The organism is Streptomyces curacoi (genome assembly GCF_001513975.1).
GTDB classification, from domain to species: Bacteria; Actinomycetota; Actinomycetes; order Streptomycetales; family Streptomycetaceae; genus Streptomyces; species Streptomyces curacoi.
In genome coordinates, this window is sequence record NZ_KQ947990.1 from 331,707 (window position 1) to 347,265 (window position 15,559).

Here is a 15,559-nt window from a genome sequence, read left to right on the forward strand (position 1 = left end):
GGCTCAGTCCTTGGCCGCCGTGCGCACCACGGCGTCGGAGGGCCCGGCCGGCTCCGGTACCGCAGCTGCCGCCGCCCCGTCGCCGTCCGTGTTGATCTTCTCGATGATCGCGAGCCGCTCAGGGGTGTCCTCCGGCTTGATGTAGCCGACGAGGATGTAGAGGACCAGCGACACCGCGAGCGGGATCGAGACCTGGTACTGGAGCGGGACGCCGCCTTCGATGTTCCAGCTGATCGGGTAGTTGACCAGCCAGAAGGCCAGCAGACCCATCGACCAGCTGGTGAGGGCGGCCGTCGGGCCGGAGCGGCGGAACGGGCGCAGCAGGCCCAGCATCATCGGGATGGCCATCGGGCCCATCAGACCGGCGACCCACTTGATCACGACCGTGATGATGTCCTTGAAGGTCGGGGAGTTGACCTGGGTGGCCGCCGCCATGGACAGACCGAGGAAGACGACGGTGGCGATCCGGGCGACGCGCAGCCCCTGCCCCTGGCTCCACGACCGCGCCCGGCGCCAGATCACCGGCGCGCAGTCGCGGGTGAAGACGGCCGCGATGGCGTTGGCGTCGGAGGAGCACATGGCCATGGTGTGCGAGAAGAAGCCGACGATGACGAGGCCCAGCAGGCCGTGCGGCAGCAGCTGCTCGGTCATCAGGCCGTAGGAGTCGGAGCCGTCCGGCTTCTGCGACTCCACCAGCAGCGGGGACATCCACATGGGGAAGAACAGGACCACCGGCCAGACCAGCCAGAGGATCGCCGACAGCCGTGCCGAGCGCTCGGCCTCGTGGGCGCTGGGCGTGGCCATGTAGCGCTGGGCCTGGTTGAGCATGCCGCCGTTGTACTCGAAGAGCTTGATGAAGAGGAAGGCGAGCAGGAAGACGGTGCCGTACGGTCCGACCAGCGGCTCGGCGTGGCCCTGCAGCTCCGGCTCGTCCCAGGCGCCGAAGAACCCGATGCCCTTGTCGTCCAGTTCCACGATCACCGCGACGAACATCGCGATGCCGGCGAGGAGCTGGATGACGAACTGGCCCAGCTCGGTCAGCGCGTCCGCCCACAGGCCGCCGATCGTGCAGTAGATCGCCGTGATGGTGCCGGTGATGAGGATGCCCTGGTTCAGGCTGACGCCCGTGAAGACCGACAGCAGCGTCGCGATCGCGGCCCACTTCGCGCCCACGTCCACGATCTTCAGCAGCATGCCGGACCAGGCCAGCGCCTGCTGGGTCTTGAGGTCGTAACGGTTCTTCAGATACTCCAGCGGCGAGGCCACATGCAGTCGCGAGCGCAGCCGGTTGATGCGCGGCGCGAACAGTTTCGAGCCGATGGCGATACCGAGCGCGATGGGGAAGGACCAGGTCACGAAGGACGTGACGCCGTAGGTGTAGGCGATGCCCGCGTACCCGGTGAACATCACCGCGCTGTATCCGGACATGTGGTGGGAGATGCCGGACAGCCACCACGGCATCTTGCCGCCCGCGGTGAAGAAGTCGCTGACGTTGTCCACCCGCTTGTGCGACCAGACGCCGATCGCCACCATCACGCCGAAGTAGCCGATGAGCACGGCCCAGTCGAGACCGTTCATGTGCGCCCTCCCAGGGTTCAGCCCGGCGCTCATCCTGGGCGCTGTCGCGTGAACACGACAAGTGAGCGTAAGGTCAAGGGAAGGTAAAAGTGTTCGTCATGAGGGTCTTGGTTCATCCATGTGAACTCATCGCATCAGCTCCCCCGCGTTGACCAGCAACGACTGCCCCGTGAGGGAGCGTGCCCTGTCCGACGTCAGGAACACCACCGCGTCCGCCACATCCCCGTCCGTGGCGAGATCGGGCAGCGCCATCCGTTCGGTCAGCCGCTTCAGTACGTCGGCCTCGGGCACGCCCTCCGTCTGTGCCGTGAACCGGACGTAGGCCTGCACCGGAGGTCCCCACATCCAGCCCGGCAGTACGGTGTTCACCCGGATCCGGTACGGGCCCAACTCCCGCGCCAGCGAGTACATCACGCTCGTCAGCGCCCCCTTCGACGCCGCGTACGCCGCCTGCCGCACCTGCGAAGGGGCGGCGACCGAGGACTGTGTCCCGATGAAGACGACCGAGCAACCGCGCTCCTTGAGGGCCGGCAGGCAGGCCCGTGTCATCCGCAGCGACCCCAGCAGGTTCACGTCGATCACCGACTGCCAGGTGGCGAAGTCCGCGTCCTCCAGGCCGCCGAAGTAGCTGTCCCACGCGGCTACATGGACAACCGCGTCGATTCGCCCGAACCGCTCCCGCGCGAGCGCCGCCAGCGCCTCGCACTGCGTCTCGTCGGTGATGTCGGTCGTCCGGTACGCCGTGTGCGCCCCGTCCGGATCGATCTCGGCCGCGCTCTTGGCGAGGTTGGCCTCCGTGCGCGCCCCGAGGACCGCGTTCCCCCCGTCGCGCACCACCGTGGCGGCGACCTGGTGACCGAGCCCGGTGCCCACTCCCGACACGACGACGGTCTTGCCCGCGAGCAGTGACATCGCGCTGCCTCCCGACTCTGGACGCGCTATCTGACGGGCCGTCAGAGTATGGGTGACCGCAGGAAAGGGGAACCGCATGAGCGAGGACACCCGCAGCGAGGTGTACGCCGAACTGGCCGCCGTGGGCCCGTACGGAGTCCACCCGGGCCACGCCCTGATCACCATGGTCGAACCGCACCCGGGCCACGAGTACGCCTACAACCGCTGGTACGAGGACGACCACTACTACGCCGGCGCCATGGCCATGCCCTGGATGTACGCCGGCCGCCGCTGGGTCGCCACCCGGGACCTGCAACTCCTGCGTTACCCCGAGAAGTCGGCGATCGCCCAGCCGGTCACCGCCGGCTGCTACCTCTCCACGTACTGGATCACCGCCGGCCGCTACGGCGACCACATGCGCTGGACGGTGGCCATCAACAAGCGCCTCAACCGCGACGCCCGCGTCTACCGGGACCGCACCCATGTCTTCACGGCGTTCCAGGACCACGAGGCGACGGTGTACCGGGACGGTGCGGCGGGCCCACGCGACTTCCACGCCCTGGACCACCCCTACGCGGGCCTGGTGGTGGAGGTCCTCGACGCCGACTCGGCCGAGCAGCGCGCCGAACTGCTGGAGTGGCTGCGCGCCCGTCACCTTCCGGGGCGTCTGGCGGGCTCCCCGGCCGCGATGGTGACGGTCTTCCGGCCCACGCCCCTCCCCCTCGACCGCATGTCGTACGTCAAGCAGGTCGAGGGCACGGACACTCGTCTGACGCTGCTGTGGTTCCTGGAGGCGGACCCGAGGCGGTGCTGGGAGAGCCACTTCGCCGGCCTGGACACGGCGGTCGGTGAGTCGGGGCTGGGGAGGGTGGAGCTGGTGGCGCCGTTCGTCCCGACGGTCCCCGGCACGGACCGGTACGTGGCCGAGCTGCGCTGACGCGGGGAGGCGTCCCTCGGCGGCCGGGGCGGAACGCGGGCAGAGCCGAGCCCCCTCGGCAAGGACGGCGGGCTGGTCGAGAGGGCTCTACCTGTGGTGCTTGTGAAGTTGTCTGTCGTGCGGTCGATTGCGGGTGAGGATCGGACAGACCCGCTCCTTACGCCTTGACCGACGCCACGAAGGTGTTCCACGCGTCTGCGGGGAACGCCAGGACCGGGCCCTCGGGAACCTTGGAGTCCCGTACCGCCATGGCCGCTGCGACCGGTGACTTGACCTCGACGCACGCGCCGTTTCCTGTGGAGTACGAGGACTTGGTCCACGTGTCCGTGGCACCCTGACGAATTGCCATGTTTGCTCCGAATTGCCAGATGGTGAGTTGCTGTCACCGCCCCGCGGGCCCCAACCGGAACCCGCAGCGCGATTCACGCCAACCTTGTTGCTCGGTGGCGTGATCGACGCTACTCGCCAACATCGGCTTACGAAGCGACTATTCACTCGGCTGGGTGGCATATTCCAGTGGAGTCTTCCGCCCCGGCCGGAGGAGGGTGTACCGTACGGCGTTTTTGCGGTCGGGAGGTTCGCACCCCACGGGTGACCGGCGTCCGCGCGGTTGACGCCGGTGATCAGCGTGCGTAGTCCTTCGCGATGTCCGCGATGAACTGGCGGGACTGCTCCACGTTCAGGGCCTGCGCCCGCAGGTGCTCGTACATCACGCTGTACTTCTGGACGTCGTTCGCCTTCTCCAGGTACAGGTCGCTGGTGACGCCCTCGATGTAGACGACGCTGGAGTCGGCCGCGTCCGGGAACTCAAGGATCGCGTACTGCCCGTTGAGGCCCGGGTGCGCGCCCATGTCGAACGGGATCACCTGCACGGTGACATGCGGCAGCTGGGACTGCTCCACGAGCTGCTCCAGCTGGTCGCGCATGAGGGAGCGGTTGCCGACGACCCGGCGCAGCGCGGCCTCGTCCAGGACGGTCCACAGCCGCAGCGGGTTCTCCTCGGTGGAGATTCGTTCCTGTCGGCGCATGCGCACCTGAACCCGCTTCTCGATCTCGGCCTGTGCCGTCTCCGGCAACGCCCCCGCGATCAGGGCCTCCGCGTACTGCTTCGTCTGCAACAGCCCGGGGACGACCTGCGGGTCGTACACTCTCAGGCTCGCCGCGTCCGTTTCCAGCCCGATGTAGACGCTGTACGGGATGTCGCCGAAGGAGTGCCACCAGCCCTGCTGCCGGGAGTCCTTGGCCATCTGCATCAGCGAGTCCACGATCCGGTGGTCCTCCACCTCGTAGACCCCGCACAGATCACGGACGTCGCGCTGGCTGATGCTGCGCCGGCCGTTCTCCAGCCGGCTGATCTTCGACTGCGACACCAGCAGCCGCTCGGCCACCTCTTCGGCCGTCATGCCCTTGAGCTCACGGAGCCGGCGCAGCTCCTGGCCCAGCCGGCGTCGCCTGACGGTGGGATTGACATTGGACGCCACGGGACGTGCACCTCCGGCTGCCTGCCTTGTGATTGCGACTTTGCGTATCTGCTGTTGAGCAGACTGCCACCAAGGTGCTTCCTACCGCTGGGAAACGGTGGATATGCGCTGGATACGCGCCAGTTCGGGGAGACCCCCGGCAAAAGCGGCCGCGCGGGGCGGCGGAACCGTTTCGTCATCCGGACGAACGATCCCGTCACCCCGCGCGGACCAGCGGCTCCCGAACCGGTCTGGGGGGACTGCGGCGCGGCGCTCGGTGTGCGGGTGGTGCGGTGGTTCGAGTGGTGCGGGGTCGTGGACCGCGGCTCAGTGGGCCACGACGCGCGCCATGGATCCGCGGCGCGGCTGCGCCGGAACGCCACGAGCGGGTTCCGCTGCGGCCCTGCCTCCGGCGGCCTGACGGCCGGTCGGGGCCGGGCTGCGGCGCGGCTGGGCCGCCACGCCGTTCTGGACGTCCATCACGGCGTGCGCGACGAGACCGCCCATGGGGTCATGCCTGATGAGATCCCGCAGCCGGGACCGAGAGGACCGCCCCTCGTTCCCCGGGTACAGGTGCTTGCCGAGGCCGACCGCGTGTGCCAGGGCGGCGAGCGCCGCGGTCCGCGGGTCCGGCGGTACGCCGGTGCGGATCGCTGAATCCAGCCGGGCCCTGATCTCCCGGCTGATGGCGTTGTCCGTCGCCTGGTAACGAGTCGTCGGCAACACCCCGCACATCTGACCGGCCACGGCATGCACCATGCCGCACCGCTCCAGATGCGAGAGGTAGGTCTGGCGCAGCCCCAGCCGGGGCCCGCCGATCCAGTTCACCGCCCGCACGGGAGCGCCACGCCTTCGCAGCAACTCCAACGCGCAGTCCAGTGTCGGATCTCCAGTCGGCCGTGGTACTACCACGGCGATACGATCCCCGTCTGGGGCTATCCGTCCGGCCAGCGCCAGCTCCACTAGCTGTGCTCCGGCCAGACCGAGGTCGAGCGACTGCGGCTGTGCGGTGGTTCCCGTGGCCGGGTCCAACGCCAGCAGCAGAAGCTCCTCCGGAAGTGTTCTGCGGCTCCTGCCCATCCATGCCTCCCCGCGTGGATGAATGACAGGGTGACCCCTCTCACATTGGTCTGTCGAGGGTGCGTGACCGGTTCGTGAGGGAACCGGTAGGTATGTCGTTCTCGTCTACCGCAGAAGTTGAGGGCCGCGCACAGGACACTGGTACATGGTTCGGACAGCGGCACGGGGGGTCGTACGGGCACGGTGTCCGGGCGACGGCTCATGGTTCGGCAGACGCACGAAGGGTGTGCGGCGGCACATGGAGGAGGCATCGGTGGCGGGCGAGTCCCCCGACAGGTCGAAGCAGCGAGAGTCGTCGGCAGAACCGACGTCGGGGAGCGCGGGTCCGGTTCCCGAGTCCAGGACGGAGACCGCCGGCACGCCGGCAGCCGACGCCGCGGAACGACGCGACCCCCGGCTGGCGGTGGCACGCGAGAACGCCGCGGCGCGCGGCGGCGTGGACACAGCGACGAGGGTGCTGTCCCGGCGCGAGCTGGAGGCCGCGCAGGCGGAGCAGGAGAAGTCCCAGGACACCGGCGACGCGAAGGCGGAGACCGAGAGCGCCGAGGACGCGAAGGGCGCTGAGGCCGAGGCTGCCGCGCAGGGCGACGATCGGCTGAAGGAGGCGGTGGCGGCCTGGGTGGCTTCCGCCGACCCTGCCGACACCACGGATGCCGAGGGCGAGGAGACGACGCCGGGCGCGGCCGAGGACGACGCGGACGCCGACGCACGCGACGAGGGCGAGGGTGCTGAGGGCGCGAAGGACGCCACTGGTGCCGGGGCCGACGCAGCGCGGGGCAGTGACGCGGCCGACGGTGCTGCGGCCGGCGAGGCGCAGGACGCCGCGGACGCCGGTGCCGATGACGCCGACGCACGCGACGAGGGCGAGGGTGCCGACGCCGGCATAGAGCCCGAGACCGACGTCGAGGAGGGCGCTAAGGCGGCTTCCGGCGCCCACGCCGATGCCGGGGACGAGGCTGACGGCTCGGACGCCGAGACGGCGCCGAAGGCCGACAGCGCGGCGGAGCCCGAGGCTGACGCCGACACGGAGGCCTCCGACGAAACCGCCGGGGCTGCCGAAGGTGGCTCGGGCGAGCCCGCCAAGGCCGCGGACGCCGACGACGCACCCGCAGCCGCCAACGGCGAGGACGCCCCACAGGGGCCACCCGCACCCGACGACGAAAGCCGCACGGGTGGTGCGGGTGGGAACACCAAGGCCGAAGGCGAAGCCGAGGCCGACCCCAAGCCCGCCGTCGATCAGCCGACCGCCGTCTTCAAGGCCGTACGCCCGACCGACCCCACCCCCAAGTCCAAGCCCGCCGTAGACCAGCCCACCACCATGCTGAAGGCCCCCAAGCCCGAGGCCCCCGCCGAGCGCACCAGCAAGTTCGTCGCGCTCAAGCCGGACATCAAGCAGGACACCCCGAAGGCACCGGACGCCCCCAAGACACCGAGCGCACCGGACGCCACCGCCGCCATCCCCCAGGTCGGCCCCGAGCGCACCACCCAGCAGCCGCTGCCCCCCAAGCCCCCGCTCGACCTGCTCGCCGAGCTGACCAACACCCCGCCGCCCCCGGACACCCCCGTCCGCACGCTCATCCGGCGGGTCAAGATCTGGACCCCGCTGGTCATCCTGCTCGCGATCGTCTTCGCGGTCGTCCAGTCGGTACGCCCGCTCCCGGCCCCCACCCTGGACCTCACCGCCAAGGACACCTACACCTTCGACGGCGGCAAGATCGACATCCCGTGGCCCGCCCAGGGCCAGGCCGCGCTCGACGTCGACGGCATCGGCTCCTTCGGCTCCTCGGGCGACCAGAAGCCCGTGCCGATCGCCAGTGTGGCCAAGGTCATGACGGCGTACGTCATCCTGCGCGACCACCCCCTCAAGAGCGGCGCCGAGGGTCCGAAGATCGAGATCGACCAGGCCGCCGAGGACCAGTCCGACGCGGGCCAGGAGTCGACCGTCGACGTCACCAAGGGCGACAAGATCACCCAGCGCGAGGCGCTGGAGAGCATCCTGATCGCATCCGCGAACAACGTCGCCCGTCTGCTCGCCCGCTGGGACGCCGGTTCCGAGAAGGCGTTCGTGGCGAAGATGAACGCCGCCGCCGACGACCTCGGCATGAAGAACACGACGTACACCGACCCTTCCGGCCTGAACGACACCACCGTCAGCACGGCCGTGGACCAGGTGAAGCTCGCCAAGGCGGCGATGAAGGAGCCCGCCTTCCGTGAGGTCGCCGCGATGATGTCGTACGACGACTACAAGGGCGTCAACCACTCCAACTGGAACCAGCTGGTCGGCAAGAACAACGTCGTCGGCATCAAGACCGGCACCACCACCTCCGCCCTCGGCAACCTCGTGTTCGCGGCGAAGAAGGAGGTCGGCGGCGAGACGAGGACCATCGTCGGCGCCGTCGTCCGCCAGCCCGCGGGCGGCCCGGAGAACACCATCCTCAGCGCCGCGCTGCACGGCGGCGACCAGCTGATCCGGGCCGCGCAGGACGCGCTGGAGTCGGCGACGATCCTGAAGAAGGGCGATGTCGTCGGGTACGTGGACGACGGCCTCGGTGGCCGCACCCCGGTCGTCGCCACCAAGGACGTCACGGCGGTCGGCTGGTCGGGCCTGAAGGTGGAGCTGACCTTCGCCTCCGACGACGTACCGCACACCGCGAAGGCCGGCACCAAGGTGGGCACCCTCACCGTGGGCGACGGCACGAGCGGCGCGGTCAAGATCCCGGTCGCCCTGCAGTCGGACCTTGCCGAACCGGGCTTCACGGACAAGCTGACCCGCCTCGGCTGATCCGGGGACAGCGAAGCCGCACCGCACCGCAGCCCGCCGACGGCCCTCGTCGGCGGGCTGCGTGCTAGCGTCACGAAACGGGCAGGCCGTCGCTCACGAGGCGCGGCCGGGGGACCCTTCACGACCGGGCCGACAACACGCGGGAAACGGGACGCGGCCAGAACAGAAGAACGGGACAGCACGGGGAGTGCCTCAAAGGTGGCCACTGCGGAGCCGACACGCGCCGACGACGCCGATCCGGGACGGGGAGCCGGTCCGCGAATACGCGTACCCGCGCCGCGCGAGGGAGACGGTCCGAGCCGTACGGAGGACAGACCGCCCTCGCGTCTGAGTGCCGCCGTCCTCGCCCTGCGTGAGCGGCTGCTGCGTCACCCGGTGCTGTCGATGACGACCCTCGCCGGGCTCCTCCACATCATCTGGTTCTTCACGTTCGCAAGCAGCGGCGGCGACCTCGCGGCGCAGGACGCCTGGGCCGAGTTCGTCGGCCGGCATCCCGACTCGGCGTACAACCTCGCCTGGTACGGCGGTATGCACCCGGTGTCGTACAGCGTGGTGTCGCCGTATCTGATGTCGGTTCTCGGCGTCCGTACGACGATGATGATCGCCGGCACCATCTCCGCGGGCCTGCTGACGCTGATCCTGCTCCGCAGCCGGTCCGTGAAGAACCCGCTGTGGGCGGCGCTCGCCGGCGTCTTCGGGCTGACCTGCAACGCGATCTCCGGCCGGGTGACCTTCGGCCTGGGCACGATGTTCGCGCTGGGCGCGGTCGCCGTCGTCTTCTGCTGGCCGTACCGCTGGCGCTACAAGCGGTGGGCGAAGGCGCTGGCCGCCGCCCCGCTGGCCGCGCTCGCCACCATGTCGTCGCCGGTCGCGGGACTGTTCGTCGGCTTCGTGGCGGTGGCGCTGTTCCTGCAGAAGCGGCGGCCGGGAGCCTGGGCGCTGGGCCTCGCGCCGACCGCCGTCGTGGCCGTGTCGGCCTGGCTGTTCCCCTTCTCCGGCACCCAGCCGATGGTGATCGGCTCGGTGCTCCTGCCGCTGGTGTGCGCGGTCGTCGTCTTCCTGATCGTCCCCAAGGAGTGGAAGACGGTCCGGCTGGTGTCCGCGGTCTACGGCCTCTCGGTCGTCCTGGTCTGGGTGATCAGCTCGCAGATCGGCTCCAACATCACCCGCCTGGCGATGCTCTTCGCCGGCGCGGTCCTCGTGGCCGCGCTGCCCTTCACGGTGCCGCGCTCACGCAAGTGGTACGCGGGCGTGCTGGCCCTGCTCACCTTCGTCGGCTGGATCGGCTACAAGACGGTCGACGACATCATCCACGCCCACCCGGACGCGGCCTGGGCGCGCGAGCTGGCGCCGCTGGTCAACGAGCTCCAGGAGGTCGGCGCCCGCAAGGGCCGCGTCGAGGTGGTCCCGGCCCGCTCCCACCGCGAGGCCGCCGCCCTCGCGCCGTACGTCAACCTCGCCCGCGGCTGGAACCGCCAGGCCGACATGAAGCGCAACCCGCTCTTCTACGACGGCACCCTCAACTCCGCGAACTATCACGAGTGGCTCAAGCGCTGGGCCGTGCACTTCGTGGTCCTGCCCAAGGACGAACCCGACCCCTCGGCGGCGGAGCGGGAGCGGGAGCTGGTGCAGCGCGGCATGCCGTATCTGAAGCAGGTGTGGGGCGACGCCAACTGGCAGCTGTTCGAGGTGACCCACCCGGCGCCGCTCGCCGAGCCGAACGCCGTGGTGGAGCGGGCCGAGCAGGGCGAGATGACGATGCGGGTGACCAAACCGGGCCGCGTCCTCATCCGCATCCCCTACTCGCCCTGGCTGAGCATCGTCGACGCCGACGGCAAGCAGCTCGACCCGCCGCAGGAGACGGAGGCGTCCAGGAACCGGCCCGACGACGAGCCGAAGACGTACGACAACGTCCACGGCTGTCTGATGGAGACGGACGAGGACGCGTTCGGCGACCAGTGGACGGTGCTGGTGGCGCCGAAGGCGGGGACGTACCGGCTGGCGGCGCCGTACTCGCTGTCGCGCGGCACGCCCTGCCCGGAGGAGCTGCGCCAAGGGTGAGGTCACCGCACCGGAAACGCCACATCGCACACCGGGTCCTCGGCCCGGGCCGCGTCCCAGTCCGCGAAGTACACCTCACGGCACGGACCCGCCTGCCACAGCCCCTGCTGCGGGATCCACTGCTCCACCGCCTCGAAGGCGGCCAGGATCTGCGGATGGGCCACCTGCGCCTTGGTGATCCGGGTGTAGGCGAGGCGGTGGGCCGGTTCCACGCGCACCTTCGTCTCCCACGCCCGCCCGTGCTTCTCGACCCAGGCCCGGGCCGCCGCCTCGTCGGCCACCGGCACGCACGACTCGGCCGGGCCGTCGCTCTCCATCGACACGTCGGAGTGGTACACCACGAACGGCGCCGCGGTGAGGCCGCCGCACTCCTTCGCCGCCGTCTCCAGACGTCCCAGTGACGCGCCGATCCACGCCGGCAGCTCGCCCGCCAGCACATGCCGGGTCTCGGTGATCAGCACCTGCTCGGGCACCTCCACCGTCTCGACCACGAACTTCCCGTACATCTCGGAGCTCCTCCCCGACAGTCGTCCACGGAGGTACTCGGCGAGCGCCCGCTGCCCCGCGAACCGCGCCTCCACGTCCGCCCAGTACGCGTCGAGCCGGCCGGCGGCAGCCGCCCCGTCCGGCGCCTCGACGACCTCGGCGATCCGCGCGAGCGGCATGTCCAGCTGGCGCAGGAGTGCCACGAGGCGGGCGCGTTCGATCTGGTCGGCGCGGTAGTAGCGGTAGCCGCTGACCTCGTCGACGTGCGCGGGGGCCAGCAGGCCCAGGCGGTCGTACAGCCGCAGCGCCTTGGCCGACAGCCTGGCCCGCGCGGCGAACGCGCCGATGGTGAGCAGTTCGTCGTCCACGGCCTCATCCTCCGTCACCGGGCGGCCTGTTCCGCCCGGCGACAAGGACGCTCGACCCTGCCCCAGGGGCAAGGTCAACACCCCGGCCGGGGGTGTCTTCCGGGTCAGGCCAGCTGGCCCTCGATGGCGGCCACGATCTCGTCCGCCTCCGGCTCGGTCTGCGGCGAGAACCGGGCCACGACGCCGCCGTCCCGGCCGATCAGGAACTTCTCGAAGTTCCAGCGGATGTCACCGCTGTGCCCCTCGGCGTCCGCGAAGCCGACCAGGCGTTCGTACAGCGCGTGCCGGCCCTCCCCGTTCACCTCGACCTTCTCGGTCATCGGGAAGGTCACGCCGTACGTCGCCGAGCAGAACTCGGCGATCTCCTCGGCGCTGCCGGGCTCCTGGCCGAGGAACTGGTTGCAGGGCACGCCCAGCACGGTGAAGCCGCGCTCGGCGTACTGCTCCTGGAGCTTCTCCAGGCCCGTGTACTGCGGGGTCAGGCCGCACTTGGAGGCCACGTTCACGACGAGCACGGCCTTGCCGGCGTACTGGGAGAGGTTCGCGGGGCCGCCCTTGAGGGCGCCGATCTCGACGTCGAGGGGGGATGCGTTGGTGTCAGCAGTCATGAGCGGATGCTAGCTCCGGCAGGTGCCGCGCCCGTGGCCCGGTCCCGCCGCCTTCACCAGCACCTCCCCGGCCGCCGTACGCGAGTACAGCACCGACCGTCCCGCCCGCCGCCGCTCCACCAGCCCCGCGTCCAGCAGCACCCGCAGATGCCGGCCGACCGAGCCCAGCCGCTGCCCGGTGACGGCGACCAGCTGGGTGGTGCTGAGCGGGGAGTCCAGGAGTACCAGCACTGCGGCGCGCGCGGACCCGAGCAGGGCGCCCAGACTCGCGGGGACCGCCCGGGCGCCGGGGTCGGCGAGCGCGCCCGCGCACGGGTAGACGACGGCGTACCGGTCCGGCTCCTCCCAGGACACCCAGCCGCCCTTCGGCGTGACCGGTACGAAGACGAGCTCGGCGCCGGAGATCTCGCGCGGCGGGTACTCGTGCAGGTTCACCTGGAGCCGGTTGTCGCCGAGCCAGCGGGTGCGCCCCGGCCGCAGCGAGTCCAGCGCGGCCGCCCAGCCGCCCCGGCTCACCAGCGCGGTCCGCGCGACCACATCGGCCTCCAGGACACGTCGGCGCCGCTCCCAGTCCGGCCGTACGGCCTCGGTCCAGACGTACTCCAGGAGCGCGGCGGCGCGTTCGGGGAGGTCGTCCCGGTCCAGTACGGCGGGCAGGGGGCCGGCGAGGGAGACGGTCAGGTGGGCGCGGGCCCGGCGGGGGTCGGCCGCGCGCACCCGTGCAACGCCGTCCTCGAAGGTCTCCTGGTCCCTCGGCGTGGGGGTGAGGAAGTCGGCGATCCAGTCCTTCCCGAGCCCGGCGCGCACCAGCCGTGCGGTGACCGGGTCGGCGGCCAGCAGGGCCCGGTAGCCGGGCAGTCGCGCGTCGAGCCAGGCACGCTCGCCGGGGTGGGCGGCGGCGCCCGAGTGCAGCAGCTTCAGCGCGGCGAACGTCTCCGCGAGCGGCGAGAGCACGAACCGGCTCGCGGCGAGGGTGTCGGCGTTGACCTGCCACCAGCCCATCGGCCACTGCCACCTTTCGCGTCTCCGCGAAACAATAACGGCCCCTCTCACAGCCGCCGGACACTCCGTGCATGCGCAGCTACCACCACCTCTTCCGCACCCCGGAGTTCACGCCCCTCTTCCTCGCCTCCTGCGCCCAGACCGCGGCCCACACGGTCGGTGGACTGGCCCTCGGCACGCTGGTGTACGAGGCGACCCGGTCGCCGCTGCTGGCGGCGGTGAGCATGTTCGGGGCGTCGCTGGCACAGGTCGTCGGCGCGACGTTCTTCCTCTCCGGCGCCGACCGGCTGCCCCCACGGGCCGCGCTGACGGGCATCTGTCTGGGCTTCGCCGCGACCACGGCCGTGCTCGCGCTGCCCGGGCTGCCGGTCTGGGCGGTGTTGGCGGTCGTCCTCGGGCAAGGGCTGATCGCCTCGCTGGGCGGGGGAGTGCGCTGGGGGCTGCTGACCGAGATCCTCTCCAAGGACGGCTATCTGCTGGGGCGTTCCGTCTTCAACATGATGAGCGGGCTGATGCAGATCGCCGGATACGCGGTCGGCGGCGTCCTGGTGACGGTCCTGTCCCCGCGCCCGTCGCTGCTGCTGGCGGCCGCGGTGTACGCCGTCGCCGCCGTCGGTCTCCGGGTGGGCCTCAGCCGCCGTCCGCCCCGCGCCTCGGGTCGCCTATCCGTCTCCGCCACCTGGCGCACCAACGCCCTGCTGTGGTCCTCCCCGGCCCGCCGCCACCTCTACCTGGCCCTGTGGCTCCCCAACGGCCTGGTCGTCGGCTGCGAGTCCCTCTACGTCTCGTACGCGCCGCACGCCGCGGGCACGCTGTTCGCGTGTGCGGCACTGGGCATGTTCGTCGGTGACGTCACCGTCGGCCGTCTGCTGCCGCCCGCGCTCCGCGCCCGCCTCGGCGTACCGCTGCTGTTGCTGCTGGCCACGCCGTATCTGCTGTTCTTCCTGCGCCCGGCCGTGCCGCTCGCGGCCGTCGCCGTCACCGTGGCCTCGGTCGGGTTCGGGGCGAGCCTGGTGCAGCAGGAGCGGCTGATGGCGGTGACCCCGGACGAACTGAGCGGCCATGCCCTGGGGTTGCACTCCGCCGGGATGATCACGATGCAGGGGGTGAGCGCGGCACTGGCGGGCGCGGTGGCCCAACTGACCTCTCCGGCCACGGGGATGACGGTGATGGCGGCGGCGTCGATCGCGGTGACGCTGGCGCTGGTGGCGGTGAGCCTGCGGCATGCGGAGAAGGGCGGGCTCGTGGTCGTGGGGCGGCGGTGAGCGGTGTACGTCGACAGGGCGGGCACACCTTCCCGGGCCGGGGAAGCGGTGGGCGATGGCCAAAACTTCACGCTCCGTGAGGCGCATCTTCGTCAACTGCCCTTGCAGGAGGCGGAGTTCACCTAGCTTGGTCGGTGTTTGATCACCGGCGCCGAGCCGTGCCGAGCCGTACCGATCCCGCAGGAGGCCCCACGTGTCCGACCCCACCACCCCCATCAGCGCCGCCGCTCGGACCCGGGCCCGGATCGACACCTCCGTGCCCCACTCGGCCCGCTTCTGGAACTACTTCGTCGGCGGCAAGGACCACTACGAGGTCGACCGGCAGATCGGGGACGAGATCAAGGAGATCTTCCCGGGCCTGGTCGACGTGGCCGTCACCAGCCGCCACTTCCTGGGCAGGGCTGTCCGTCACCTGGCCGGCGAGGCGGGCTTACGGCAGTTCCTGGACATCGGCACCGGCCTGCCGACCGCGGACAACACGCATCAGGTGGCCCAGCGCGTCGCCCCGGACGCCCGGGTCGTGTACGTCGACAACGACCCCGTCGTGCTGGCCCACGCGGACGCCCTGCTCACCAGCACCGCCGAGGGCATGACCACGTTCCTGGACGCCGACCTCCACGAACCCGAGACCGTCCTGCGGGCCGCCGCGGGCACGCTCGACTTCTCCCGGCCGGTCGCCCTGATGATCCTCAACACCCTCGGCCATGTCGCCGACTACGACCAGGCCCGTGACCTGGTGCGCCGTCTGCTGGCCGGTCTCCCCTCGGGCAGCCACCTGGTGATCAGCGACGGCACGGCCACCAGCGAGGGCATGATCGCCGCGGCGGAGGCGTACAACGCCAGCGGCGCCGTGCCGTACCACGTGCGCAGCATCGGCGAGATCGCCGGGTTCTTCGACGGCCTCGACCTGGTGGACCCCGGGATCGTCCAGGTGACCGAGTGGCGCCCCGACTTCCAGGGCCCGCCGGATCCCGCGACGGCCGCGGTCGACGCGTACTGCGGGGTGGGCCGCAAGCCCTGACGGCCCCGCACGGTCAGCGA

Annotated in this window: 13 protein-coding genes; 5 read left to right on the forward strand and 8 right to left on the reverse strand. The window is 70.9% G+C overall.

The window, feature by feature from the left end:
• Nucleotides 1–3: 3 nt before the first annotated feature.
• Both AQI70_RS24685 and AQI70_RS24690 read right to left on the reverse strand, forming a co-directional pair.
• Nucleotides 4–1,578 (reverse strand): sodium:solute symporter family protein, encoded by a 1,575-nt coding sequence (locus AQI70_RS24685; protein ID WP_062153694.1) that lies wholly within the window; start codon nt 1,576–1,578, stop codon nt 4–6.
• 126 nt (nt 1,579–1,704) lie between these two features.
• A complete protein-coding gene (locus AQI70_RS24690; protein ID WP_062153697.1) occupies nt 1,705–2,490 on the reverse strand; it encodes an SDR family oxidoreductase in 786 nt (261 codons plus the stop codon).
• 76 nt (nt 2,491–2,566) lie between these two features.
• On the opposite strand from AQI70_RS24690, the gene AQI70_RS24695 reads away from it, so the two are divergent.
• Nucleotides 2,567–3,406: a hypothetical protein gene (locus AQI70_RS24695; protein WP_062153699.1), complete on the forward strand. Its 840-nt coding sequence runs from the start codon at nt 2,567–2,569 to the stop codon at nt 3,404–3,406.
• A gap of 157 nt (nt 3,407–3,563) precedes the next feature.
• Here the strand turns inward: AQI70_RS24695 and AQI70_RS24700 are convergent, their stop codons facing one another.
• The 3 genes from AQI70_RS24700 to AQI70_RS24710 all read right to left on the reverse strand — a co-directional run bounded on the left by AQI70_RS24700 (nt 3,564) and on the right by AQI70_RS24710 (nt 5,946).
• Complete coding sequence (locus AQI70_RS24700; protein ID WP_004000436.1) at nt 3,564–3,755, reverse strand: DUF397 domain-containing protein; 192 nt, start codon at nt 3,753–3,755, stop codon at nt 3,564–3,566.
• Nucleotides 3,756–4,029: 274 nt separating this feature from the next.
• Nucleotides 4,030–4,887 carry a helix-turn-helix domain-containing protein gene (locus AQI70_RS24705; RefSeq protein WP_004000437.1) on the reverse strand — a complete coding sequence of 286 codons (858 nt, stop codon included), beginning with the start codon at nt 4,885–4,887 and terminating at the stop codon, nt 4,030–4,032.
• A 306-nt stretch (nt 4,888–5,193) separates the two neighbouring features.
• Complete coding sequence (locus tag AQI70_RS24710) at nt 5,194–5,946, reverse strand: GOLPH3/VPS74 family protein (protein ID WP_062153701.1); 753 nt, start codon at nt 5,944–5,946, stop codon at nt 5,194–5,196.
• 238 nt (nt 5,947–6,184) lie between these two features.
• Between AQI70_RS24710 and AQI70_RS24715 the strand changes: the two genes are divergently transcribed.
• Both AQI70_RS24715 and AQI70_RS24720 read left to right on the forward strand, forming a co-directional pair.
• Entirely contained in the window at nt 6,185–8,728 is a 2,544-nt protein-coding gene (locus AQI70_RS24715; RefSeq protein WP_244181827.1) for a D-alanyl-D-alanine carboxypeptidase, read from the forward strand.
• Between the two features lie 198 nt (nt 8,729–8,926).
• On the forward strand, nt 8,927–10,789 hold the full coding sequence (locus AQI70_RS24720) for an MFS transporter (RefSeq protein ID WP_062153703.1): 1,863 nt from the start codon (nt 8,927–8,929) through the stop codon (nt 10,787–10,789).
• Nucleotides 10,790–10,791: 2 nt separating this feature from the next.
• Here the strand turns inward: AQI70_RS24720 and AQI70_RS24725 are convergent, their stop codons facing one another.
• The 3 genes from AQI70_RS24725 to AQI70_RS24735 all read right to left on the reverse strand — a co-directional run bounded on the left by AQI70_RS24725 (nt 10,792) and on the right by AQI70_RS24735 (nt 13,253).
• Nucleotides 10,792–11,643 carry a MerR family transcriptional regulator gene (locus AQI70_RS24725; protein ID WP_425264635.1) on the reverse strand — a complete coding sequence of 284 codons (852 nt, stop codon included), beginning with the start codon at nt 11,641–11,643 and terminating at the stop codon, nt 10,792–10,794.
• Nucleotides 11,644–11,747: 104 nt separating this feature from the next.
• Nucleotides 11,748–12,251: a glutathione peroxidase gene (locus AQI70_RS24730; RefSeq protein WP_004000444.1), complete on the reverse strand. Its 504-nt coding sequence runs from the start codon at nt 12,249–12,251 to the stop codon at nt 11,748–11,750.
• 9 nt (nt 12,252–12,260) lie between these two features.
• On the reverse strand, nt 12,261–13,253 hold the full coding sequence (locus tag AQI70_RS24735; protein WP_062153707.1) for an ArsR/SmtB family transcription factor: 993 nt from the start codon (nt 13,251–13,253) through the stop codon (nt 12,261–12,263).
• 71 nt (nt 13,254–13,324) lie between these two features.
• Between AQI70_RS24735 and AQI70_RS24740 the strand changes: the two genes are divergently transcribed.
• On the forward strand, nt 13,325–14,518 hold the full coding sequence (locus AQI70_RS24740) for an MFS transporter (protein ID WP_062153709.1): 1,194 nt from the start codon (nt 13,325–13,327) through the stop codon (nt 14,516–14,518).
• Nucleotides 14,519–14,711: 193 nt separating this feature from the next.
• The gene (locus AQI70_RS24745; protein ID WP_062153711.1) at nt 14,712–15,539 is read left to right on the forward strand and encodes an SAM-dependent methyltransferase; all 828 of its coding nucleotides are present in this window, start codon (nt 14,712–14,714) and stop codon (nt 15,537–15,539) included.
• Nucleotides 15,540–15,559 lie beyond the last annotated feature (20 nt).

What these genes read in the sequence shown, in the direction of transcription:
- AQI70_RS24715 (WP_244181827.1), top strand. Translation starts at nt 6,185, where the DNA reads ATGGAGGAGGCATCGGTGGCGGGCGAGTCCCCCGACAGGTCGAAGCAG.
- AQI70_RS24685 (WP_062153694.1), bottom strand. Translation starts at nt 1,578, where the DNA reads ATGAACGGTCTCGACTGGGCCGTGCTCATCGGCTACTTCGGCGTGATG.
- AQI70_RS24690 (WP_062153697.1), bottom strand. Translation starts at nt 2,490, where the DNA reads ATGTCACTGCTCGCGGGCAAGACCGTCGTCGTGTCGGGAGTGGGCACC.
- AQI70_RS24700 (WP_004000436.1), bottom strand. Translation starts at nt 3,755, where the DNA reads ATGGCAATTCGTCAGGGTGCCACGGACACGTGGACCAAGTCCTCGTAC.
- AQI70_RS24735 (WP_062153707.1), bottom strand. Translation starts at nt 13,253, where the DNA reads ATGGGCTGGTGGCAGGTCAACGCCGACACCCTCGCCGCGAGCCGGTTC.
- AQI70_RS24710 (WP_062153701.1), bottom strand. Translation starts at nt 5,946, where the DNA reads ATGGGCAGGAGCCGCAGAACACTTCCGGAGGAGCTTCTGCTGCTGGCG.
- AQI70_RS24740 (WP_062153709.1), top strand. Translation starts at nt 13,325, where the DNA reads ATGCGCAGCTACCACCACCTCTTCCGCACCCCGGAGTTCACGCCCCTC.
- AQI70_RS24730 (WP_004000444.1), bottom strand. Translation starts at nt 12,251, where the DNA reads ATGACTGCTGACACCAACGCATCCCCCCTCGACGTCGAGATCGGCGCC.
- AQI70_RS24695 (WP_062153699.1), top strand. Translation starts at nt 2,567, where the DNA reads ATGAGCGAGGACACCCGCAGCGAGGTGTACGCCGAACTGGCCGCCGTG.